A 17,724-nucleotide genomic window follows, 5' to 3' on the forward strand; every position below is an offset into this window, starting at 1 on the left:
TGTTTCAGGCGGTCTTCTCACCGCTCTTGTTCTGGGCCGCCCAGAACTCGTCGAAGGTGAGCAGACCGTCACCGTTGGAGTCGTGGGCGTTGATGACGGCCTGGGCGACGGGCTCCGTGACATACGGGTCCCCCAGCTGCGCCATCACGCTCTTGTACTCGGCCGCGGTGATCTGGCCGTCACCGTTGAGGTCATACCGCTCGAACGCCTTGCGCGCCGCCTCGATGTCCGCCACCTGTTCCGCCCCTTCCGTGCGTTTCCTGACCCGCACAGATTAGCGGTCCGGGGTGGCCGGTTCGTCTCGGCCGTGTCACGGCGCGCTCGGCGTCCGGTTCGCGGCCTCAGGCCCGGCGGTGTACCCGGCTCCCTCCGTTGACCAGCCTCATATAGCGGTCCCAGTCCCACAGCGGGCCGGGGTCGGTGTGGTCGGTGCCGGGGACCTCCACATGGCCGATGATGTGGTCGCGGTTCTTGGGGATGCCGTAGCGGTCGCAGACGGCCGCGGTCAGGGCGGCGGACGAGGCGTACATCTCGTCCGTGAACCACTTGGGGTCATCCACCCAGCCCTCGTGCTCGATGCCGATGCTGCGGTTGTTGTAGTCCTTGTTGCCCGCGTGCCAGGCGACGTCCTTCTCCCGGACGAACTGCCCGATATAGCCGTCGGCCGAGGCGACCATGTAGTGGATGGAGACCTGCTTGGCCGGGTCCTGGAAGATCTTCATCGCGTCCGGGAAGGTCTCCTGCGTCACATGGATGACGACGAAGTCGATCGGATACGAGGTCGGGCGGCTGGAGACGCGGTAGTTGGCGGTGGAGGCCGGGATCCAGTGGGTGGGGGGATAGGCGGCCGCGCGGCGGCGGCGTCTGTCGTCGGCGTGGGCGGTGGTGGCCGTCGCGGCGGTGGCGGCGGCGAGTCCGGTGGCGGCGGTGGCGAGATAGGCGCCCGAGCGGAGCAGGGCGCGCCGGGTGGGGGTGCGGCCGTGCGCTTCCATGGGGGGTCTCCCGAATGTCGTAGCGGGGACAAAGGGGGTGACGCGGTGGGGGTGTGACGCGCGTAGCGCGCTTCCATGGTGAGTCCTCGGCAGGGCCATGCCAAGAACCGCCGCGCAAAGAAAGATTTCGCGTCACGGTCTGGACCACTGGAGTTTCGAAAGTATCGGGTCGACAACAAAGGAAATTTGCCGCCCTACCCGCCATTAACAAGGCAAGTGTTACACCTCACCTTGGATTGGCTTGGAAGTGCTCTACCGTCTCTGCGATAGTCGGGGCCGCGACCCCCATTGACCCGGGCGAGGTCGCTTCCCCCGAATGCCACGGCGAACACCCCTTTCGCGCCATGGCCGGGGACGGAAGGGGCCCCCGTGCCGTCGGCGCGCGACGACACGGGGGCCCCTTTCACGCTCCTCCGCGGCCCTTCGCGCGCTCTCGCGCCCCGCGCGTGGTCCACCCCGGCGTACGGACGATCAGTTTTCGGCCACTCGCATCTCGAACCAGGTCGTCTTGCCGCACGGCAGCAGATCGACCCCCCACCGCTGGGAGAGCTGGTCGACCAGCATCAGCCCGCGCCCACTGGTGTCGAGTTCCCCCACCGGCATCAGGCACGGCAGCCCCCGGGACGGGTCGCGGACCTCGACCCGGATCCAGCCGCGCCGCCGCAGCATCCGCAGCCCGAAGGTGCGGGCGCCGGTGTGCCGTACGGCGTTGCCGACGAGCTCGGAGACCAGCAGCACCGTGTGCTCGGCGAGCTGATGGCCCAGCCCCCAGTCCCGCGCCACCACGAATTCGGCCATCCGGCGGGCGGTCCCCGCGGACTCGGGACGGGAGGGCAGCCGCACCTCCTCGCACGCGGGGTTCCCGAAGAGGTCAAGCGCCCTGAGGGCCAGATCGTCCTCGACGGACGGCGCCCCCCGCACCGCAGCCGTACCAGTGCGCTGCTGCGGCTGCTCCATTCCCTCCAAGCCCGCCATGCCCCCCATCATGGCCGCCCAAAAGGCCATCCGGGGCGGAACCATGGGATTCCGAACACCGGAGCCCCAGGCTCCATACATCCGATCCGACATATGCCAAGGGCAGTTGGGGAACCGCAACACCCCGCCTGACCAGCGATGTCACCGCGCATACGCGCGATCACCCAGCGTACCGGACCGGATCGGTCGAGGGCCGACCGTTGGCGAAGAAAATTCGCTCGCACGGGGCATACGCACCGCCGCGACCTCGGCCGGGATGACGTCTCTGGCCCCGGCCGAGGCGATCGGAACCGGTCGGATGTCAGCGGAACGTGGCCTTGCCCGGCCCGTCCTCGACAAAGCTGCGCATCCCGATCTCCCGGTCCTCGGTGGCGAACAGCCCGGCGAACCAGTTCCGTTCGATGGCGAGACCGCTGTCGAGGTCCGTCTCCAGCCCCCGGTCCACCGACTCCTTGGCCGCGCGCAGCGCGATCGCCGGGCCCTTGGCCAGCTTCGCCGCCCAGGCGTGGGCCTGCGCATAGACCTCCTCGGCCGGTACCACCCGGTCCACCAGGCCGATGGCGAGCGCCTCGTCGGCCTTGACCTGACGGCCCGTGAAGATGAGGTCCTTGGCCTTGGCCGGGCCGACCAGCCGGGCCAGCCGCTGGGTGCCGCCCGCGCCCGGGATCAGACCGAGCAGGATCTCGGGCTGGCCGAGCTTGGCGTTCTCCGCGGCGATCCGGAAGTCGGCGCACAGCGCCAGCTCGCAGCCGCCGCCGAGCGCGTAGCCGGTGACGGCGGCGACCACGGGCTTGGGGATCCGGGCCACGGCGGTGAAGGACTCCTGGAGGTCACCGGAGCGGACCACCATCGCGGCGTGGTCCATCTCCCGCATCTCCTTGATGTCCGCGCCGGCCGCGAACACCTTCTCACCACCCCAGATGACCACCGCGCGCACATCGTCGCGGCGGGTCACCTCGGCCGCGAGCTCCCGCAGCCGGTCCTGGGTGGCGATGTCGAGCGCGTTCATCGGGGGGCGGTCAAGGCGGAAGGTGGCAACGCCGTCGGCAACCTCGAGGTTCACAGTCATGAGCGCAGGTTAGCGCCCGCTAACACCGGAGCGGAGGGGCGGGGGCGGCGCCGGGACGCCCTCGACGGGGCGCCCGGACACCGGCCGGGGTCATGCCTTCCACTTCTCCCAGGACATGTTCCAGCCGTTGAGCCCGTTGTCCGGCTGGACGGTCTCGTCATGGGAGTTCTTCACGATCACCACATCGCCGAGGATCGACTTGCGGAAGAACCAGGCCGCCGGGGTGGAGGAGTCCCCTCCGCCGCGCTGGTCGAACAGGCCCACACAGCCGTGGCTGACGTTGGAAGAACCGAACGTGGGCCGCCCCGCCCAGTAGTTGCCGTGGATGAAGGTGCCCGACGTCGACAGCCGCATGGCGTGCGGCACGTCCTTGATGTCGTACTCCCCGTCGAAGCCGACCGTGGCACCGTCCATCCGGGTCACCGGATGCTTCTCGCTGATCACCATCTTGCCGTTGTAGGTCTCGTGGCCGGGCGCGCCCGAGGTGATGGGGATGGTCTTGATGGTCTTGCCGTCCCGCTTGACCGTCATCTTCTTGGACTTGGCGTCGACGACGGAGATCTGGCTGCGGCCGATGGTGAACGTCACGGACTTCCGCTGCTCGCCGTACACCCCCGGCCTGCCCTCGACCCCGTCGAGGTCCATGCGGAGCGTCACCTTGGTGCCGGGCTTCCAGTACTCCTCGGGCCGGAAGTCCAGCCGGTCGTTGCCGAACCAGTGGCCCTCGATCGGCACCGACGGCGAGGCACTGACCTTTATCCCCTTCTCCACGTCCGCGGGGTGGGTGATGCCGCGGGTGAAGTGGAGCGAGACCGGCATGCCGACGCCGACCGTCGTGCCGTCCTCCGGGGTGTAGATGCCCACGAAGGTGTTCTTGGGACGGAGGGTGGTGAAGGTCGCGTGCTTGGCCGTGGTCAGACCGTGGGCGTCCTTGGCGACCGCGTCCACGGTGTAGGTGGTGTCCGAGCGGAGATGGGCGTCGGGCCGCCAGCTCTTCCCACCCTGGGCGATCTTCCCCTCGACCGCGGCGCCCTTCGCGTCCTTGACCTTGACCGAGGACAGGGTGCCCTTCGCCGAGGTGACCTTCAGGGCGCCGCTGGTGTCCACGCCCTTGGCGCCGTCCTTGGGCGCGATGGTCACCACGGCGCGGGAGGTCCTGGGCCGGTCGCCCTTGCCGTCCTTCTTACCGTCGTCGTCGGAGCCACCGCCGCCGCACGCGGCCACGGCCATCAGCAACCCCGCGAGCAGCAGCGCGAGAAGCCCCTTGCGGCCGCCCCGCACCGCCCCCGGTATCCGCCGCACCGTCACAACACTTCTCCCCTCCCCAGGGCCGCGCCCCCGCGGCAACCCCGACCACGCGCAAGGCGTGCCTGGCGATAGGTAATCACACGCCGCCGACAGTGGGCTCCCCTCGATGGTCACGTTTCAGTCCCAGGCCAGCGGGGTCCCAGGATGATCGTCCGGTGGCGGCGGGGGAAAACGTGCGAGTCGGCGGGATTACGGGCAGAACAGGTGGGAGGGCGCAGGGCGGGCCGTGCGGGACGGGACACCGCGGGCCCACCGGCCCGCCATGAGGTGCTGCCCGCCTCCCTCCCACCGGGCGGAGGCGGTTGGCCGCGAGCCGCGGAGGCCGATGTGTCCAGCGCAGCCGAGCAGGAGACGCGTACAGCCCAGCGGGAGACCCGCGACGGAACGCCCGCACGCCCCTCGGCGACGGCGGTGGGGCACCCCGTCGGCCACCGCCCCACGGCCGTCGCGCCGCGCCGCGACCGGTCCCCCGCCCCCGCGGCGGGCCCCGCCGTCCTGCCGGGGAGCCCGGAGCCGCTCGGCGCCCGGCCCTGCCGGGGCCCCGACGGGGCGTGGGGGACCAACTTCGCGCTGTGGGCGGGCGGTGCCGAGGCCGTCGACCTGTGCCTGTTCGACGACGACGGCCAGGAGCTCCGCTGTCCGCTCACCGAGCTCACCCATGAGGTCTGGCACGGCTTCGTCCCCGGAGTGCTGCCCGGCCGCCGCTACGGCTACCGCGTGCACGGCCGCTGGGACCCCTGGACCGGCGCCCGCTGGAATCCGGCGAAGCTGCTGCTGGATCCGTACGCCCGCGCCGTGGACGGGGACTTCGCGCTGCCCGCGGAGGTCTACGGACATGTGCGGGACTGGCCGCAGCAGCATGTGGCGGACACCGTACGGGACGATCGCGACTCCGCCCCGTACGTCCCCAAGGGCGTGGTCATCGGCGACGACGCGGCGGCCGGGGCGCCCGACGAGTGGACCGGGGACCGGCGGCCCAAGACCCCCTGGGCCGAATCGGTGATCTACGAACTCCATGTGCGCGGCTTCACCATGCGCCACCCCGGGGTGCCGCCCGAACTCCGCGGCACCTACGCGGGGCTGGCGCATCCGGCGGCGATCGACCATCTGACCCGGCTCGGGGTCACGGCGGTGGAGCTGCTGCCGGTGCATCAGTTCGCCCACGAGGACCATCTGCTGCGCCGGGGATTGCGCAACTACTGGGGCTACAACTCCATCGGCTACTTCGCGCCGCACGCCGGATACGCGGCCGGCGGCACCCGGGGCGAGCAGGTCGGGGAGTTCCGGCGGATGGTGCGCGCCCTGCACGCCGCCGGGATCGAGGTGATCCTCGACGTGGTCTACAACCACACCGCCGAGGCCAATGAGCTGGGGCCCACCCTCTCGCTGCGCGGTGTCGACAACCGCGGCTACTACCGGCTCCAGCAGGACCCCCGCCGCTACGCCGACTTCACCGGCTGCGGCAACACCCTCAACGTCCTCCAGCCGCAGGTTCTCCGCCTGATCACCGACTCGCTGCGCTACTGGGTCACCGAGATGGGCGTGGACGGCTTCCGCTTCGACCTGGCCAGCGCGCTGGCCCGCGCCGCGCACGGCGTGGACATGCTCTCGCCCTTCCTGGCCGTGATCGCGCAGGATCCGGTGCTGCGCCGGGTCAAGCTGATCGCGGAGCCGTGGGACGTGGGCTCCGGCGGCTATCAGGTGGGCGCCTTCCCGCCGCTGTGGGCGGAGTGGAACGACCGCTACCGCGACGCGGTGCGGGACTTCTGGCGCGGGGCGCTGCCCGACGCCCGCGAGCTGGGCTACCGGCTCTCCGGCTCCAGCGATCTGTACGAGCGCCGTGGCCGCCGCCCGTACGCCTCGGTCAACTTCATCACCGCGCACGACGGTTTCACCCTGCGCGACCTGGTCTCGTACGAGCGCAAGCACAACGAGGCCAACGGGGAGGGCAACCGCGACGGCTCCCCCGACAACCGCGCCTGGAACTGCGGCGCCGAGGGCGAGACCGACGACCCCGGCATCCGCGCGCTGCGCCGCCGCCAGCTGCGCAACCTGCTGGCCACCCTGCTGCTCTCCACCGGGGTGCCGATGCTGGTCGCGGGCGATGAGCTGGGCCGCACCCAGGGCGGCAACAACAACGCGTACTGCCAGGACAACGAGACCGGCTGGCTGGACTGGTCGCTGCTGGAGGACCCGGGCTGGCGCGCCCTCACCGAGCTCACCGCCCGGCTGATACGGCTGCGCCGGGCCCATCCGGTGTTGCGCCGCCCGGCCTTCTTCTCCGGGGTGGCCCGGCCCCCGGAGGGGCTGCGCGACCTGGCGTGGTTCACCCCGCACGGCACCGAGATGACCGAATCCGACTGGTACGCGCCGACGACCGCCCTCGGGGCCTATCTGTCGGGCCGCGAACTGCCCCAGCGCGATCCGCACGGCGCCCCGGTCACCGACGACAGCTTCCTGGCGCTGCTGCACGCGGGCCCCCGGCCGGTCCCCTTCACCCTCCCCGGGCCGCCCTGGGCCCGGGGGTACGAGCTCCTGCTGGACACCACCCGCGAGGAGCAGGACGCGCCCCCGGGCACACTCCTCGCGGCGGGCGCGCCCATCGAGCTTCCGGAACGCTCGGTCCTGCTGCTGCGCGCCCTCACCTCCGTGGACCTACGCCAAAAAACCGAGTGAGCACTGTCAGTGGCGGACCGTAGTCTCCCCACTGATGGCTGTGACGAGTGAACCCCGCGCCCAGGAAGGCGGTGCCGCCACCCGGCACCGCTCCGCCACGCGTTCGCTTCTGCGGCTGTGGCCATATGTGCGCCCGGTGCGGGCGCGGCTGTTCGGCGCGGCCGGGGTGGCGGTCGTCGCCTCCTGCATGGGGCTGGTCATCCCGCTGGTGCTCAAGTGGATGGTGGACGGGCCGGTGGCCCACCGGGACCCGGGCGGGGTCTGGCTGGGCGGTGCGCTGCTGCTCGCCCTCGGCACGGCCGAGGCCGCGCTCTTCGGGCTGCGGCGCTGGCTGGTGGGTCGGCCGCTGGCGTCCGTCGAGGCCGCGATGCGCGCCGATCTCTACCGCCATCTCCAGCGGCTGCCGGTCTCCTTCCACGACCGCTGGGCCTCGGGCCAGCTGCTGTCGCGGGCCACGACCGATCTGATGCTGCTGCGGATGTTCCTGGCCTTCCCGCTCACCTTCCTGGTGGTCAACGGGGTCACCATCCTGGCCGGGTTCGGCATTCTGCTGTCCCAGGAGTGGACGCTGGGCCTGGTCCTGATGGTCCCGGCGGTGCCGCTGATGATCCTCTGCTCGCTGTTCGAGACGCGGTACTCGACGGTGGCCCGCACCGTGCAGGACCAGACCGGCGACCTGACGACGGTCGTGGAGGAGGGCGTGCTGGGCGTCCGGATCGTCAAGGGCTTCGGCCGCCACCGCAGCCAGGCCCGCGCCTTCCGCGCCCTGTCCGAGCGGGTCCGCGCCACCGAGCTGCACAAGGCGCGGCTGCTGGCCGCGATCTGGGCGCTGATCATGACCCTGCCGGAGCTGGCGATCGGCGCGGCGCTGGTGCTGGGCACGGTGCGGGTGGCCGACGGGGATCTGTCGGCGGGCACGCTGGTCGCCTTCCTCTCCACCGCCCTGACGCTGCGCTGGCCGGTGGAGTCCCTGGGCTTCCTCCTCGCCATGAGCCAGGACGCGGCCACGGCCACCGACCGCTATTTCGACGTCATGGACGCGGAACCGGCCACGGCCGCCGACCGGCTTCGGGCCGCGTCCTCGCGGGAGCGCGACCAGGAGCGGCCTGCGCAGGAGCGCGGCCAGGAGCACTCCGCGCAGGAGCGGGAGGGCGAGGGCGGGCTGCGGTTCGAGGGGGTGGAGTTCGGCTACGCGGACGCGCCGCCGGAGGAGCCGCCCGTGCTGCGCGGGGTCGATCTCCACATCAGGCCCGGCGAGACCATGGCGCTGGTCGGGGCGACCGGTTCCGGGAAGACCACCCTCACCGCCCTCGTCCCCCGGCTCCACGAGGTCACGCGCGGCCGGATCACCCTCGACGGCCGGGACATCACCGCCCTCTCCCGGGAGGAGCTGCGCGGCCTGGTGGCCGTCGCGTTCGAGGAGCCCACGCTGTTCTCCGCCACCGCCGGGGAGAACGTCCTCATGGGCGCCGCCGACGCGGGGACGGAGGAGCTGCTGCGGGCCCTGAAGGTGGCGCAGGCCGACTTCGTGCACGCCCTGCCGGAGGGCACCGACACCGAGGTCGGCGAGCAGGGGCTGAGCCTGTCCGGCGGTCAGCGGCAGCGGCTCGCGCTGGCGCGGGCCGTCGTGGGCCGCCCCCGGTTCCTGGTGCTCGACGATCCGCTGTCCGCGCTCGACGTACACACCGAAGCGCTGGTGGAGGCGGCGCTGCGGCGGGTGCTGGCGTCCACGACCGCGCTGGTCGTCGCCCACCGGCCGTCCACCGTGCTGCTCGCCGACCGGGTCGCGCTGCTGTCGGAGGGCCGGATCGCCGCCGTCGGCACCCATCAGCGGCTGCTGCGGGAGAGCGCGGAGTACCGCTCGCTGATGTCCGGGCAGGAAGCCGAGGAGGGGGAGAGAAGCCCATGACCACGGTCGAGGAGGAGCGGGAGAGCACCGACGACTGGGACGGCCGGGACGGGGAGGACGGAGGCGGGGGCCGGGCGTCGTCGGACGACCCGTTCGACCGGGACGTCCTGCCGGTGCCCAAGGGCGCGTCGTTCGCCCTGCTGCGCTCGCTGCTCTCCCCGCGCCGGGGGCGGGTGTGGCTGGCGGCCGTGTCGCTGCTGCTCCAGCAGGCCGCCGTCCAGGCGGGTCCGCTGCTCGTGGCGTACGCCATCGACCGCGCCGTGCCCGCCTTCCGGGACGGCGGCCACGGCCCGCTGATCGCCGTCGGCGCGGGCTATCTGGGCTGTGCGCTCGCCTCCGGGGCGCTCCAGTACGCGTTCATCCGGGCCTCCGCGCGGATCAGCCAGGACGTGCTGCTGGATCTGCGCGGCCGGATCTTCCGTCACGCCCAGGCGCTGAGCGTGGATTTCCATGAGCGGTACACCTCCGGCCGGCTGATCTCCCGCGCCACGACGGACGTCGAGTCGCTGCGCGAGCTGCTCATCGAGGGCCTGGAGGAGCTGCTCGGGGTCGCGCTCTCGGTGGTCTACATCTCCATCACGCTGCTGTATCTGGACTGGGGTCTCGGCGGGGCGGCCGTGCTCTCCTTCTGGCCGCTGTATCTGCTGATCCGCTCCTTCCAGCGGCGCTCGATGCGGGTGTACCGCAAGCGGTCGACGGCCATCGCGGCGGTGATCGTGACGTTCACCGAGACCATGAACGGCATCCGCCCCGTGCAGGCGTTCCGCCGCGAGCGCGCCAACGACGCGCGCTTCGGCGAGCAGAACCACCGTCATGAGCGCGCCAACGGGGACGCGATCCTGGAGATGGCCCGCTATGTGGTCAGCTCCCGGCTGGTGGCCAACGCGGCGGTGGCCGCCATCGTGCTCTGGGGCGCCTACCGGGTGGCCTCCGGTTCACTCGCGCTCGGGGTGCTCGCCGCGGCCGCGCTGTATCTGCGCAGACTGTACGACCCGATCGACCGGCTGGGGATGTTCCTCAACTCCTACCAGTCGGCGGCCGCCTCACTGGAGAAGATCGCCGGTCTGCTGGCCCAGCGCCCCTCGGTGCCCGAGCCCGCCGACCCCGAGCCGCTGCCGCCGCGCCCGGCGAAGGCCCCCGGCCGGGAGGTGGTCTTCGACGGGGTGCGCTTCGCCTATCGCACCGGCGGCGAGGTGCTGCCCCGCTTCGACCTCACGCTGCCCGCCGGGCAGACGGTCGCGGTGGTCGGGGCCACCGGCGCGGGCAAGTCCACCCTGGCCAAGCTGCTGGCCCGCTTCTACGACCCCAGCGACGGCCGGGTGCTGCTCGACGGGGTGGATCTGCGCGATCTGGCCATGCCCGAACTGCGGCGCGGTGTGGTCATGGTGACGCAGGAGGCGTTCCTCTTCTCCGGCACGGTCGCCGACAACATCGCCATCGGCCGCCCCGACGCCACCCGCGCCGAGATCGAGCAGGCGGCCAAGGCGATCGGCGCACATGACTTCATCGCCTCGCTGCCCGACGGCTACGACACGGATGTGCGCAAGCGCGGCGGCCGGATCTCCGCCGGTCAGCGCCAACTGGTGGCGTTCGCCCGCGCGTTGCTCGCCGATCCGTCCGTCCTCATCCTCGACGAGGCCACCTCCTCGCTCGACATCCCGGGCGAGCGGGCGGTGCAGCGCGCCATGGACACGGTGCTGCGCGACCGTACGGCGGTCGTCATCGCCCACCGGCTGTCGACGGTCGAGACGGCCGACCGGGTGCTGGTCATGGCCGACGGCCGGATCGTCGAGGACGGCCCGCCGGACCGGCTGATCGCGGGCGAGGGCCGGTTCGCGGAACTGCACCAGGCGTGGCGGGACAGCTTGGTGTGAGGCGGGGCTGTTTCGGCGTGAGGCGGGGCCGCTTGGCGTGAGGCGGGACTGCTTGGCGTGAAGCGGGACTGCTTGGCGTGAGGCGGGGCCGCTTGGTGTGAGGCGGGCGCCGGGTGCGGCGCGGCGATCCGTCGCCGTCCGCTCAGGCCCGGTGCGCGTACGAGGCCAGCAGCCCGGCGGCGAGCACCGGGTCCACGACCGGGACGGCCAGCCGCCGCTCCAGCAGGGGCCGGACGCCAATGGTGTTCAGGCCCGTACAGGCGAGGAGCAGCGTGTCCGCGCCCGACGCGACGAGCCCGGCGGCCGCCTCCAGCACCGCCTCGGGCCCCTCCGCGGCGAGCAGATCGGTGGTGCGGTGGACGCCGTGGGGGCGGGCGGAGGCGGTGAAACGGTCGCCGAGCAGAGCACGTACGGCGGGCGGTGCCTCGTCCCGGATGCCCAGCACCCCGACCCGGCGGCCGAGGCCCAGGGCCACGGCGGCGGCCGCCGACCCCGCGCCGATGACGGGGACGCCGACGGCCGCACGCGTCTCCTGGAGCGCCGGATCGGCGGCGCAGCTGATGATCAGTGCCCGCGCCCCGGCATCGGCCAACTCCCGGGCGAGCGCCACGATCTTGGGTTCGGCGCGGGCCTCGGACTCGTCGTCATGGATGCCGTACGGCTGGTCGGGGATGCACCGCGAGACGGTCGGCAGACCGTAGCGCTCCTCGATGGCCGTGCCATGGGTGGCGACGGCGGCGGGGTCCTCGCTGGTGAGGACGCGGATCACCCCGATGGGGCGGGCCGGGGCCGCGGACTGGGGCACGGACATGGTGGACCTCCGGTGGATGAGGCACATCGGGTCGGACGAAAGGCGCGGGCGGGAGGTGTGGGCGGCAGGTGCGGGCTGGAGGTGCGCTGGAGGCGCGGGCGGGAGGCGCGCGGCAGGCGCGGGCGGGAGGTGCGCTGGAGACGCGGACGGGAGGCGCGCGGCAGGCGCGGGCGGGATGCGCGCTGGAGACGCGGACGGGAGGTGCGCGGCAGACGCGGGCGGGAGGCGCGCTGGAGACGCGGACGGGAGGCACGCGGCAGACGCGGGCGGGAGGCGCGCTGGAGACGCGGACGGGAGGCGCGCGGCAGACGCGGGCGGGAGGCGCGCTGGAGACGCGGACGGGAGGCGCGCGGCAGACGCCGCGCACCCGTTACGCCGAGGCCGCCACCACCTCCGCCGCCATCCGGACGGCGATGGCGCGGGCCAGCAGTACCGGGCGGTCCGCGGCCCGCAGGGCGGCGGCGCGCATCCGCTCGGTGTAGCCGATGCAGTCCAGGACGAGCCAGGAGCTGCCGCGCTCAGCCAGGCCGCGCGCCGCGGCGGCCACGTCGTCCAGGGCACGTTCGGCGGGACCGTACGGATCGGCGACCGCGGTCTCCACCCGGCCGGGCAGCAGCTCCGCCCAGCGCCGCGAGACATCCTCCGCCTGGTCCGGGTGCGGGCAGATGATGCCCACGGGGTCGGTGCCCACGGCCGCGGCCACGGCCTGCTGCACCAGCGGTTCGGCGAACAGCAGCGGCCGCGTGGCCCGTACCGCCGGGAAGCGGCCGGTGCACAGCAGCAGCGTCGCGGCGGCGCCGTCCCGCTCCGCGCGGGCGACCGCGTCCGCGATGCGCGGGACGATCGCGCCGTGCCCGAGCAGCACCGAACGGCCGTCGCGCAGCCGGGAGACCAGCGGTGCCTCGCCGTGCTCGGGGGCCAGCAGGCGACGGGTCGCGGCCTCGGCGTCGCCGTCGAAGCGGTCGGCGTCGAGCGCACCGTGTTCGACCAGGCGCACCCCGGGCAGCAGCGGTTCGGCGTCCGGGCGGAGGTCGGCGCGCGGGGCCTGGCCGATGGTGACGAGGCCGAGGGCCGGGCCGCCCGCCGGGTGGTCGCGGTCGACGGTCTCCGTGGTGTCCACAGCCTCGGTGGTGTCCACAACCTCGGTGCTGTCCACAGCGTGCACGTCCTTCCTCACAGGGCCGTTGTCGGGGCCTGCCACAGGCTTCTTCACAGGGCCTTGGTGAGCTGGCCGACGTCGTTGAGGGAGCTTCCGGCGACGAGTCCCGCGCCGACCAGCGACAGATCGTTCTCGGCCTGCTCGTCGGACTCCTTGCGCGCCCTCGCGTCGGCGATCCCGCGCCGCCGCCACATGGTGTAGAGCTGACGGACCACCAGGGCGCCGAGGACCATCCATCCGGCCTGGGGCGTGGCCACCAGGAGTCCGGTGGCCAGCAGGACGCCCATCTGCCGGGAGGGTCCGCCGATGAGCTGGACCAGCGCGCCGGGGATCGCCCACAGCAGCATGGTGGTCATGGTGCCGGGCTCGAGGCCGGTCTTGATGGTGGTGACGTAGACCTCGGCGACCGGCGGCACCTTGCCGTCGGAGAAGAAGGCCTTCCAGGCCACGGCGACGACGACCAGCGCCACACCGAAGCCGACGAGCTGGGCGAGGTACTGCTGGCGCCGCCCCTCGATCTCGAAGGGCCGCCAGGGCGCGGCGTCCCGGCGCAGCAGCCAGCCCGCCTTGAAGTCGTAGCCGAGGTCGGCGAAGGCGGGGCCGGTGGAGGCCGTGTAGCCGACCAGCAGGGCGAGCGGGACGGTCGGGATGTGCAGCACCAGACCGATGATCAGGAAGATCAGGGTGACGGCGAAGGCCGGGAACCAGCCGGAGTGCATCGCCGCCAGCCCCACGATCAGCTGGTGGACGATGGCCGCGACACCGGCCAGCAGCACCCAGCCGACCAGGGCGGGCACGGAGAGCCCGCCGACCACGCCGCCCGCGATCGCGACCACGACCGCGCCGCAGACGAAGAGGCCCATGCCCTCCAGCAGTCCCCGCCGCAGCTGGGGGGCCCGGACCGTACGGCCGCCATCGACGTCATCGGCGCCATCGGCGCCATCAGCGCCATGGGCGTCCGGGCCGCCGTCGGCGCTCTCCGCCCGATCAGCCCCGGCGCCCCCGCCCTTCCGCGTCCGCATCAGCAGCAGCGCCTGGGAAAGGGCGACCAGCCCGGCGCCGATCATCAGCCCGTGCGGGACGTGGTTCGCGCCCAGGTCGAAGCCGAAGTCGGGGGCGTACTGCCCCACGGTCAGCCCGATGCCGAACATGGCCAGCGCCCAGATGTTGCCCAGGAAGCCCACACCCGCGGCGCTGGTCGGCAGCTTGAACAGCGCGCCGACGAAGCCGACCAGGGCACCCGCACCCAGGATCGCGGCCTTGCGCCCGCCGGTGTCCCCGGCCTTGATCGTCTCGGCCGCCGCGATACCGGCCGGCCAGGAGCCGGTGGCGGGCAGCAGCTTGGAGTCGAACACCCGGTACAGCACCCAGCTGTCGACCGCCAGGCCGATGACGGCCCCGCCGAGCATGGGCCACACCAGGTCGTTACGCCCGAGAGCGAAGGGCACCGCGATCGGGGTGAGCAGGGAGTTGGCCGCGGCGAAGGTGGAGCCGGAGATCGCCGACTGCACGAGGTTCTGCCGGTGCTTCGAGCGCATCCGGGTCAGCACGCCCACCGGGATGCGGCCGATGAGCATCGCCACCAGGGCGCCGATCACCGCCGTATTGGGCGACACCCCGAGCGTGGTGATCAGTACGATGCCGATCAGCGCGCCGAGGACCGACAGCACGATGGTCAGCACGAGGGTGACCGGTTCGAAGGCTCTGGGGTGCGACCGCGGTGGGGCTTCCGCGGCCGCGGCGGTGGCCTGGGGGTTCGGGTTCATGGGGACTCCTGCGGGGTCCGGGGCGGGGACTGGTCGATCGCCCCGGACGGGTCGGTCACCCCGCCGGGGTGAGGGCCTGGAGGTGGGTCATGGGTCCGTACAGCTCGACCAGGCGCGCGAACTCCTCGGCGTCCAGGAAGCGGGCGACGCCGCGGCCGAACTCCTTGGCGGTCTCGACGGCGAACCGGGCCGCGACGGCGATGTCGGTCTCGTGGCTGGCGCCGGTGGCGCAGCCGGCGACCGCCGAGCCCGCCGTGATCGCGAGGCCGACGACGGGGGCGGTGGTGGCCACGGCGGGCTGGAGGATGGAGTTGAGGTGGTGCACTCCGTTGCCGTACGGGGTGATGTCCTGGGTGGTGATCGGCAGGATCCGCGCCGACTCGCCGGTCACGCTCTCCAGGACGGACACCAGATCCTCGCTGACCCGCAGGATCCAGCCCTGGCAGACGGTGGGCGAGAGGGCGACGCCGCGGTGGTTGAGCAGCCGGTTGCCCTTGGTGGTGTCGATGGAGACGACCGCGTCCATCGCGGGCGAGATCTCCTCGCGGTTGCACACCAGGGTGTCCACCGGGGAGTCCATGAAGGGCACCGGGTCGTGCGGCTGGGTGGGGGCCCAGCCGGAGACATGGGTGGAGAGCGTGACATCGCCGTCCAGGACGTCGCCCCGAGCGTGCATGTCCAGCAGCTTGGCCGCGGCGGACAGCGCCGCGACCGCCCCGTCGGCGTCCGAGACCAGCCCGATCCGCTCCGGGCGGGCGCCGACTCCGCCGAGCCGGCCGAGGATGCCCAGGGTCGGGGCGGCGCCGCCGGACAGCTTGCCGCGGCGGCCGGGGACGGTGACGGAGACGAAGTCCGTGCTGCCCTTGTCGCCCTCGACGGTGCGTACCTCGATCGCGGGCGCCGTCTGGGGGTCGGCTCCGGCCGCGGCCTGGACCGCGCGCAGATGGTCGGCGAGCAGGGCGCCGCTGGTCTGCGGACGGTCGAGGAGTTCGATGATGTCAAGGACGTGTTTGAGCACGGCTGGCCTCTCACGGCGGGTGAAGCGGTGGTGGGGTGATGCGGTGGTCGGGAAGATGCGGTCGGTGGCGGCGATGGCCCGACCGGAGATGAGCGGGGAAGCGGCGCGCGGGGCGGGCACTGCCACCGGGCACCGGCCTGGCCGGGGATCCTCCCGGCACCGGCCCCGCCAGGGTCCGCCCGCTGTCGCGCAGTGCGCAATGTTTTCTCTATATCCGAGAATGTTTACCCTTTCGTCATGGCCGAACAGACGCCCGTAACCGGCGCCCCACCCCTCCAGACCGCGGACCGCGTGCTGAATGTGCTGCTGTCCTTCGACCGGGAGCGCCCGGAGTGGGGCGTCACCGAGATCGCCGAGGAGTTCGGGCTGGACAAGTCGGTGGCCCAGCGGCTGCTGGCCGCGCTGGCCTACCGGGGCTTCCTGGTCTCCGACAAGCGCTCACGCCGCTACCGGCTGGGCCCGGCGGTGTGGCATCTGTCCTGGGTGTGGGAGCGGGGCGGCGGCATGGCCAGCCTGGCCCGGCCCACCCTGGAGTCGCTGGCCGGGGCGGTCGGGGTGAACGCGCTGTTCGCGGTCCCGGACGGGGTGCACATGCGCTGCGTCGCGGCGGTGGACGGGGCGACCGGACCGCTGCGCTACTACGTGCTGGCGGGTGAGCTGTACCCGGCGCACGCCGGGGCCACCTCCCGCGCCTACTTCGGTATGCTCCCGCCCGGTGACCGGGCCGTGCTGCTGTACGGCCGTCCGATGGCGCGCTTCGGCGAGCACACCCTGACCGACCCGGTGCGGCTCGAGGAGCGGTTCGCCGAGGCGCGGCGCGAGGGCTACGCCTACTCCGAGGGCGAGTACGATCCGGACACCGCGGCGCTCGCTGCGCCGGTTCTGGTGGGCAGACGTCCGGTGGGCACCCTGACCCTGGCCGCCACCCCCGAGGTGCTGCGCCCGCGCCGGGAGCAGCTGGTGGCACCGCTGCTCCAGGGTGCCGCCGATCTGGGCCGGGCGCTGACGCCCGCCCGGACCCGGCGCGCCCCGCACCGCGAGCGGCGCTGAACGGCGCGGCGTCGGCGCCCAGCCGTCCGCCGTCCCGCCGCCCTCCCCCCTGTGACCCGTCCCGGAAAGGCCCCCTCATGCAGTTGCTGCTGCTGTCGAACTCCGCCGCGCCCGGCCGTGGCTATCTGGAACACGCGCGGGAGGAGATCGCCTCTGCGCTGGACGGCGCGCGCCGGCTCGTCTTCGTGCCGTACGCGCTGGCCGACCACGACGGCTACACCGCCCAGGTGGCCTCGGCCCTGGAGCCGCTGGGCGTGGAGGTCACCGGCGCGCACACCGCCGACGACCCGGCCGCGCTGGTGCGCGGGGCGCGGGCGGTGTTCGTCGGCGGCGGCAACAGCTTCCGGCTGCTCAAGGCGTTGCACGAGCGCGATCTGGTCCGGGCGATCCGGGAGCGGGTGGCCGCGGGCGCGGTCTACATGGGCTCCAGCGCGGGCACCAACATGGCCTGCCCGACCCTGCGCACCACCAACGACATGCCCATCGTCCAGCCGCCCACCTTCGAGGCGCTGGGCCTGCTGCCGTTCCAGATCAACCCGCACTACCTCGACGCCAAGCCGGACACCGCCCACATGGGCGAGACCCGGGCCCAGCGGCTCGAGCAGTTCCTCGAGGAGAACGACGTCCCGGTGGTCGGCCTGCGCGAGGGCACCTGGCTCCGCCGGAACGCGGACCGGCTGACCCTGGGCGGCATCGACGCCGGGGCCATCCTCTTCCGCCGCGGCGAGGCCCCGGCGGAACTGCGCCCCGGCGCCGAGCTGAGCGCCCTGCTGCGCGAGGAGCCGCGCTTCGACTCCGCCGCGCGCTGACGGCGCGGATCGGGTTCGCCGGGTTCGGGGGGGTGGGGCACGGGGGTGGGAGATGAGGGTGGGACATGGCGGGTGATGCCGGGATACGCCACCGACATCGCCCCTTACCGAAATTGACCGTAAATCACCGTCATATGAACACGGCACACCTGTCAACGGACACTTTCCGGACAAGTTTTTGTCGCGATCCTGACAGGTCGAGTCCATTGGTGGCACTCTTCCCTCGGCCGAGGCGCAGCGCTTCCCCCAGCCCATAGCCGCGCCTGACGCCACAGCCACCCAATCCCTCCACACCAGCACGCGTTCTG

14 protein-coding genes are annotated in these 17,724 nt (G+C 72.8%); 5 read left to right on the top strand and 9 right to left on the bottom strand.

From position 1 onward, the window contains the following. Positions 1-4: 4 nt before the first annotated feature. The 5 genes from ABD329_RS05930 to ABD329_RS05950 form a co-directional block, all read right to left on the bottom strand. Positions 5-235 carry an EF-hand domain-containing protein gene (locus ABD329_RS05930; protein ID WP_037960901.1) on the bottom strand — a complete coding sequence of 77 codons (231 nt, stop codon included), beginning with the start codon at positions 233-235 and terminating at the stop codon, positions 5-7. A gap of 106 nt (positions 236-341) precedes the next feature. Next, positions 342-992 carry an N-acetylmuramoyl-L-alanine amidase gene (locus ABD329_RS05935; protein WP_344316048.1) on the bottom strand — a complete coding sequence of 217 codons (651 nt, stop codon included), beginning with the start codon at positions 990-992 and terminating at the stop codon, positions 342-344. A 471-nt stretch (positions 993-1,463) separates the two neighbouring features. Then, complete coding sequence (locus ABD329_RS05940; protein WP_138917413.1) at positions 1,464-1,967, bottom strand: ATP-binding protein; 504 nt, start codon at positions 1,965-1,967, stop codon at positions 1,464-1,466. 301 nt (positions 1,968-2,268) lie between these two features. Next, on the bottom strand, positions 2,269-3,036 hold the full coding sequence (locus ABD329_RS05945; RefSeq protein WP_198281909.1) for an enoyl-CoA hydratase/isomerase family protein: 768 nt from the start codon (positions 3,034-3,036) through the stop codon (positions 2,269-2,271). A 90-nt stretch (positions 3,037-3,126) separates the two neighbouring features. Then, a complete protein-coding gene (locus tag ABD329_RS05950; protein ID WP_425574287.1) occupies positions 3,127-4,344 on the bottom strand; it encodes a L,D-transpeptidase in 1,218 nt (405 codons plus the stop codon). Between the two features lie 327 nt (positions 4,345-4,671). Between ABD329_RS05950 and glgX the strand changes: the two genes are divergently transcribed. Genes glgX through ABD329_RS05965 form a run of 3 tightly spaced genes read left to right on the top strand, consistent with a single transcriptional unit; the run spans position 4,672 to position 10,803 of the window. Continuing rightward, entirely contained in the window at positions 4,672-7,020 is a 2,349-nt protein-coding gene (gene glgX / locus ABD329_RS05955; protein WP_344316049.1) for a glycogen debranching protein GlgX, read from the top strand. Positions 7,021-7,054: 34 nt separating this feature from the next. Beyond that, complete coding sequence (locus ABD329_RS05960; protein ID WP_198280747.1) at positions 7,055-8,929, top strand: ABC transporter ATP-binding protein; 1,875 nt, start codon at positions 7,055-7,057, stop codon at positions 8,927-8,929. Continuing rightward, positions 8,926-10,803, top strand: a complete 1,878-nt coding sequence (locus tag ABD329_RS05965) for an ABC transporter ATP-binding protein (RefSeq protein ID WP_198280748.1) — start codon at positions 8,926-8,928, stop codon at positions 10,801-10,803. The genes ABD329_RS05960 and ABD329_RS05965 overlap by 4 nt, the downstream gene beginning before the upstream one ends. Positions 10,804-10,945: 142 nt before the next feature. Here the strand turns inward: ABD329_RS05965 and ABD329_RS05970 are convergent, their stop codons facing one another. From ABD329_RS05970 to ABD329_RS05985, 4 genes are all read right to left on the bottom strand, one after another. Next, a complete protein-coding gene (locus tag ABD329_RS05970; RefSeq protein ID WP_344316050.1) occupies positions 10,946-11,614 on the bottom strand; it encodes an aspartate/glutamate racemase family protein in 669 nt (222 codons plus the stop codon). Between the two features lie 370 nt (positions 11,615-11,984). Beyond that, a complete protein-coding gene (locus ABD329_RS05975) occupies positions 11,985-12,770 on the bottom strand; it encodes an AroM family protein (RefSeq protein ID WP_309142921.1) in 786 nt (261 codons plus the stop codon). 53 nt (positions 12,771-12,823) lie between these two features. Next, positions 12,824-14,539 carry an OPT/YSL family transporter gene (locus ABD329_RS05980; protein WP_198281284.1) on the bottom strand — a complete coding sequence of 572 codons (1,716 nt, stop codon included), beginning with the start codon at positions 14,537-14,539 and terminating at the stop codon, positions 12,824-12,826. Positions 14,540-14,594: 55 nt separating this feature from the next. Next, the gene (locus ABD329_RS05985; protein WP_198281287.1) at positions 14,595-15,557 is read right to left on the bottom strand and encodes a DUF1177 domain-containing protein; all 963 of its coding nucleotides are present in this window, start codon (positions 15,555-15,557) and stop codon (positions 14,595-14,597) included. 237 nt (positions 15,558-15,794) lie between these two features. Here ABD329_RS05985 and ABD329_RS05990 point away from each other — a divergent pair, with 237 nt between their 5' ends. Both ABD329_RS05990 and pepE read left to right on the top strand, forming a co-directional pair. Beyond that, positions 15,795-16,607, top strand: coding sequence for an IclR family transcriptional regulator (locus tag ABD329_RS05990; protein WP_198281285.1), 813 nt, complete (start codon positions 15,795-15,797; stop codon positions 16,605-16,607). A gap of 77 nt (positions 16,608-16,684) precedes the next feature. Further along, a complete protein-coding gene (pepE, locus tag ABD329_RS05995; RefSeq protein ID WP_198282527.1) occupies positions 16,685-17,416 on the top strand; it encodes a dipeptidase PepE in 732 nt (243 codons plus the stop codon). Positions 17,417-17,724 lie beyond the last annotated feature (308 nt).

This window comes from Streptomyces javensis (genome assembly GCF_039525925.1).
Classification (GTDB): Bacteria; Actinomycetota; Actinomycetes; order Streptomycetales; family Streptomycetaceae; genus Streptomyces; species Streptomyces asiaticus.

Coding starts and splice junctions, on each gene's coding strand:
- ABD329_RS05990 (WP_198281285.1), top strand. CDS start 15,795: ATGGCCGAACAGACGCCCGTAACCGGCGCCCCACCCCTCCAGACCGCG.
- ABD329_RS05970 (WP_344316050.1), bottom strand. CDS start 11,614: ATGTCCGTGCCCCAGTCCGCGGCCCCGGCCCGCCCCATCGGGGTGATC.
- ABD329_RS05945 (WP_198281909.1), bottom strand. CDS start 3,036: ATGACTGTGAACCTCGAGGTTGCCGACGGCGTTGCCACCTTCCGCCTT.
- ABD329_RS05960 (WP_198280747.1), top strand. CDS start 7,055: ATGGCTGTGACGAGTGAACCCCGCGCCCAGGAAGGCGGTGCCGCCACC.
- pepE (WP_198282527.1), top strand. CDS start 16,685: ATGCAGTTGCTGCTGCTGTCGAACTCCGCCGCGCCCGGCCGTGGCTAT.
- ABD329_RS05965 (WP_198280748.1), top strand. CDS start 8,926: ATGACCACGGTCGAGGAGGAGCGGGAGAGCACCGACGACTGGGACGGC.
- ABD329_RS05935 (WP_344316048.1), bottom strand. CDS start 992: ATGGAAGCGCACGGCCGCACCCCCACCCGGCGCGCCCTGCTCCGCTCG.
- ABD329_RS05940 (WP_138917413.1), bottom strand. CDS start 1,967: ATGGCGGGCTTGGAGGGAATGGAGCAGCCGCAGCAGCGCACTGGTACG.
- ABD329_RS05980 (WP_198281284.1), bottom strand. CDS start 14,539: ATGAACCCGAACCCCCAGGCCACCGCCGCGGCCGCGGAAGCCCCACCG.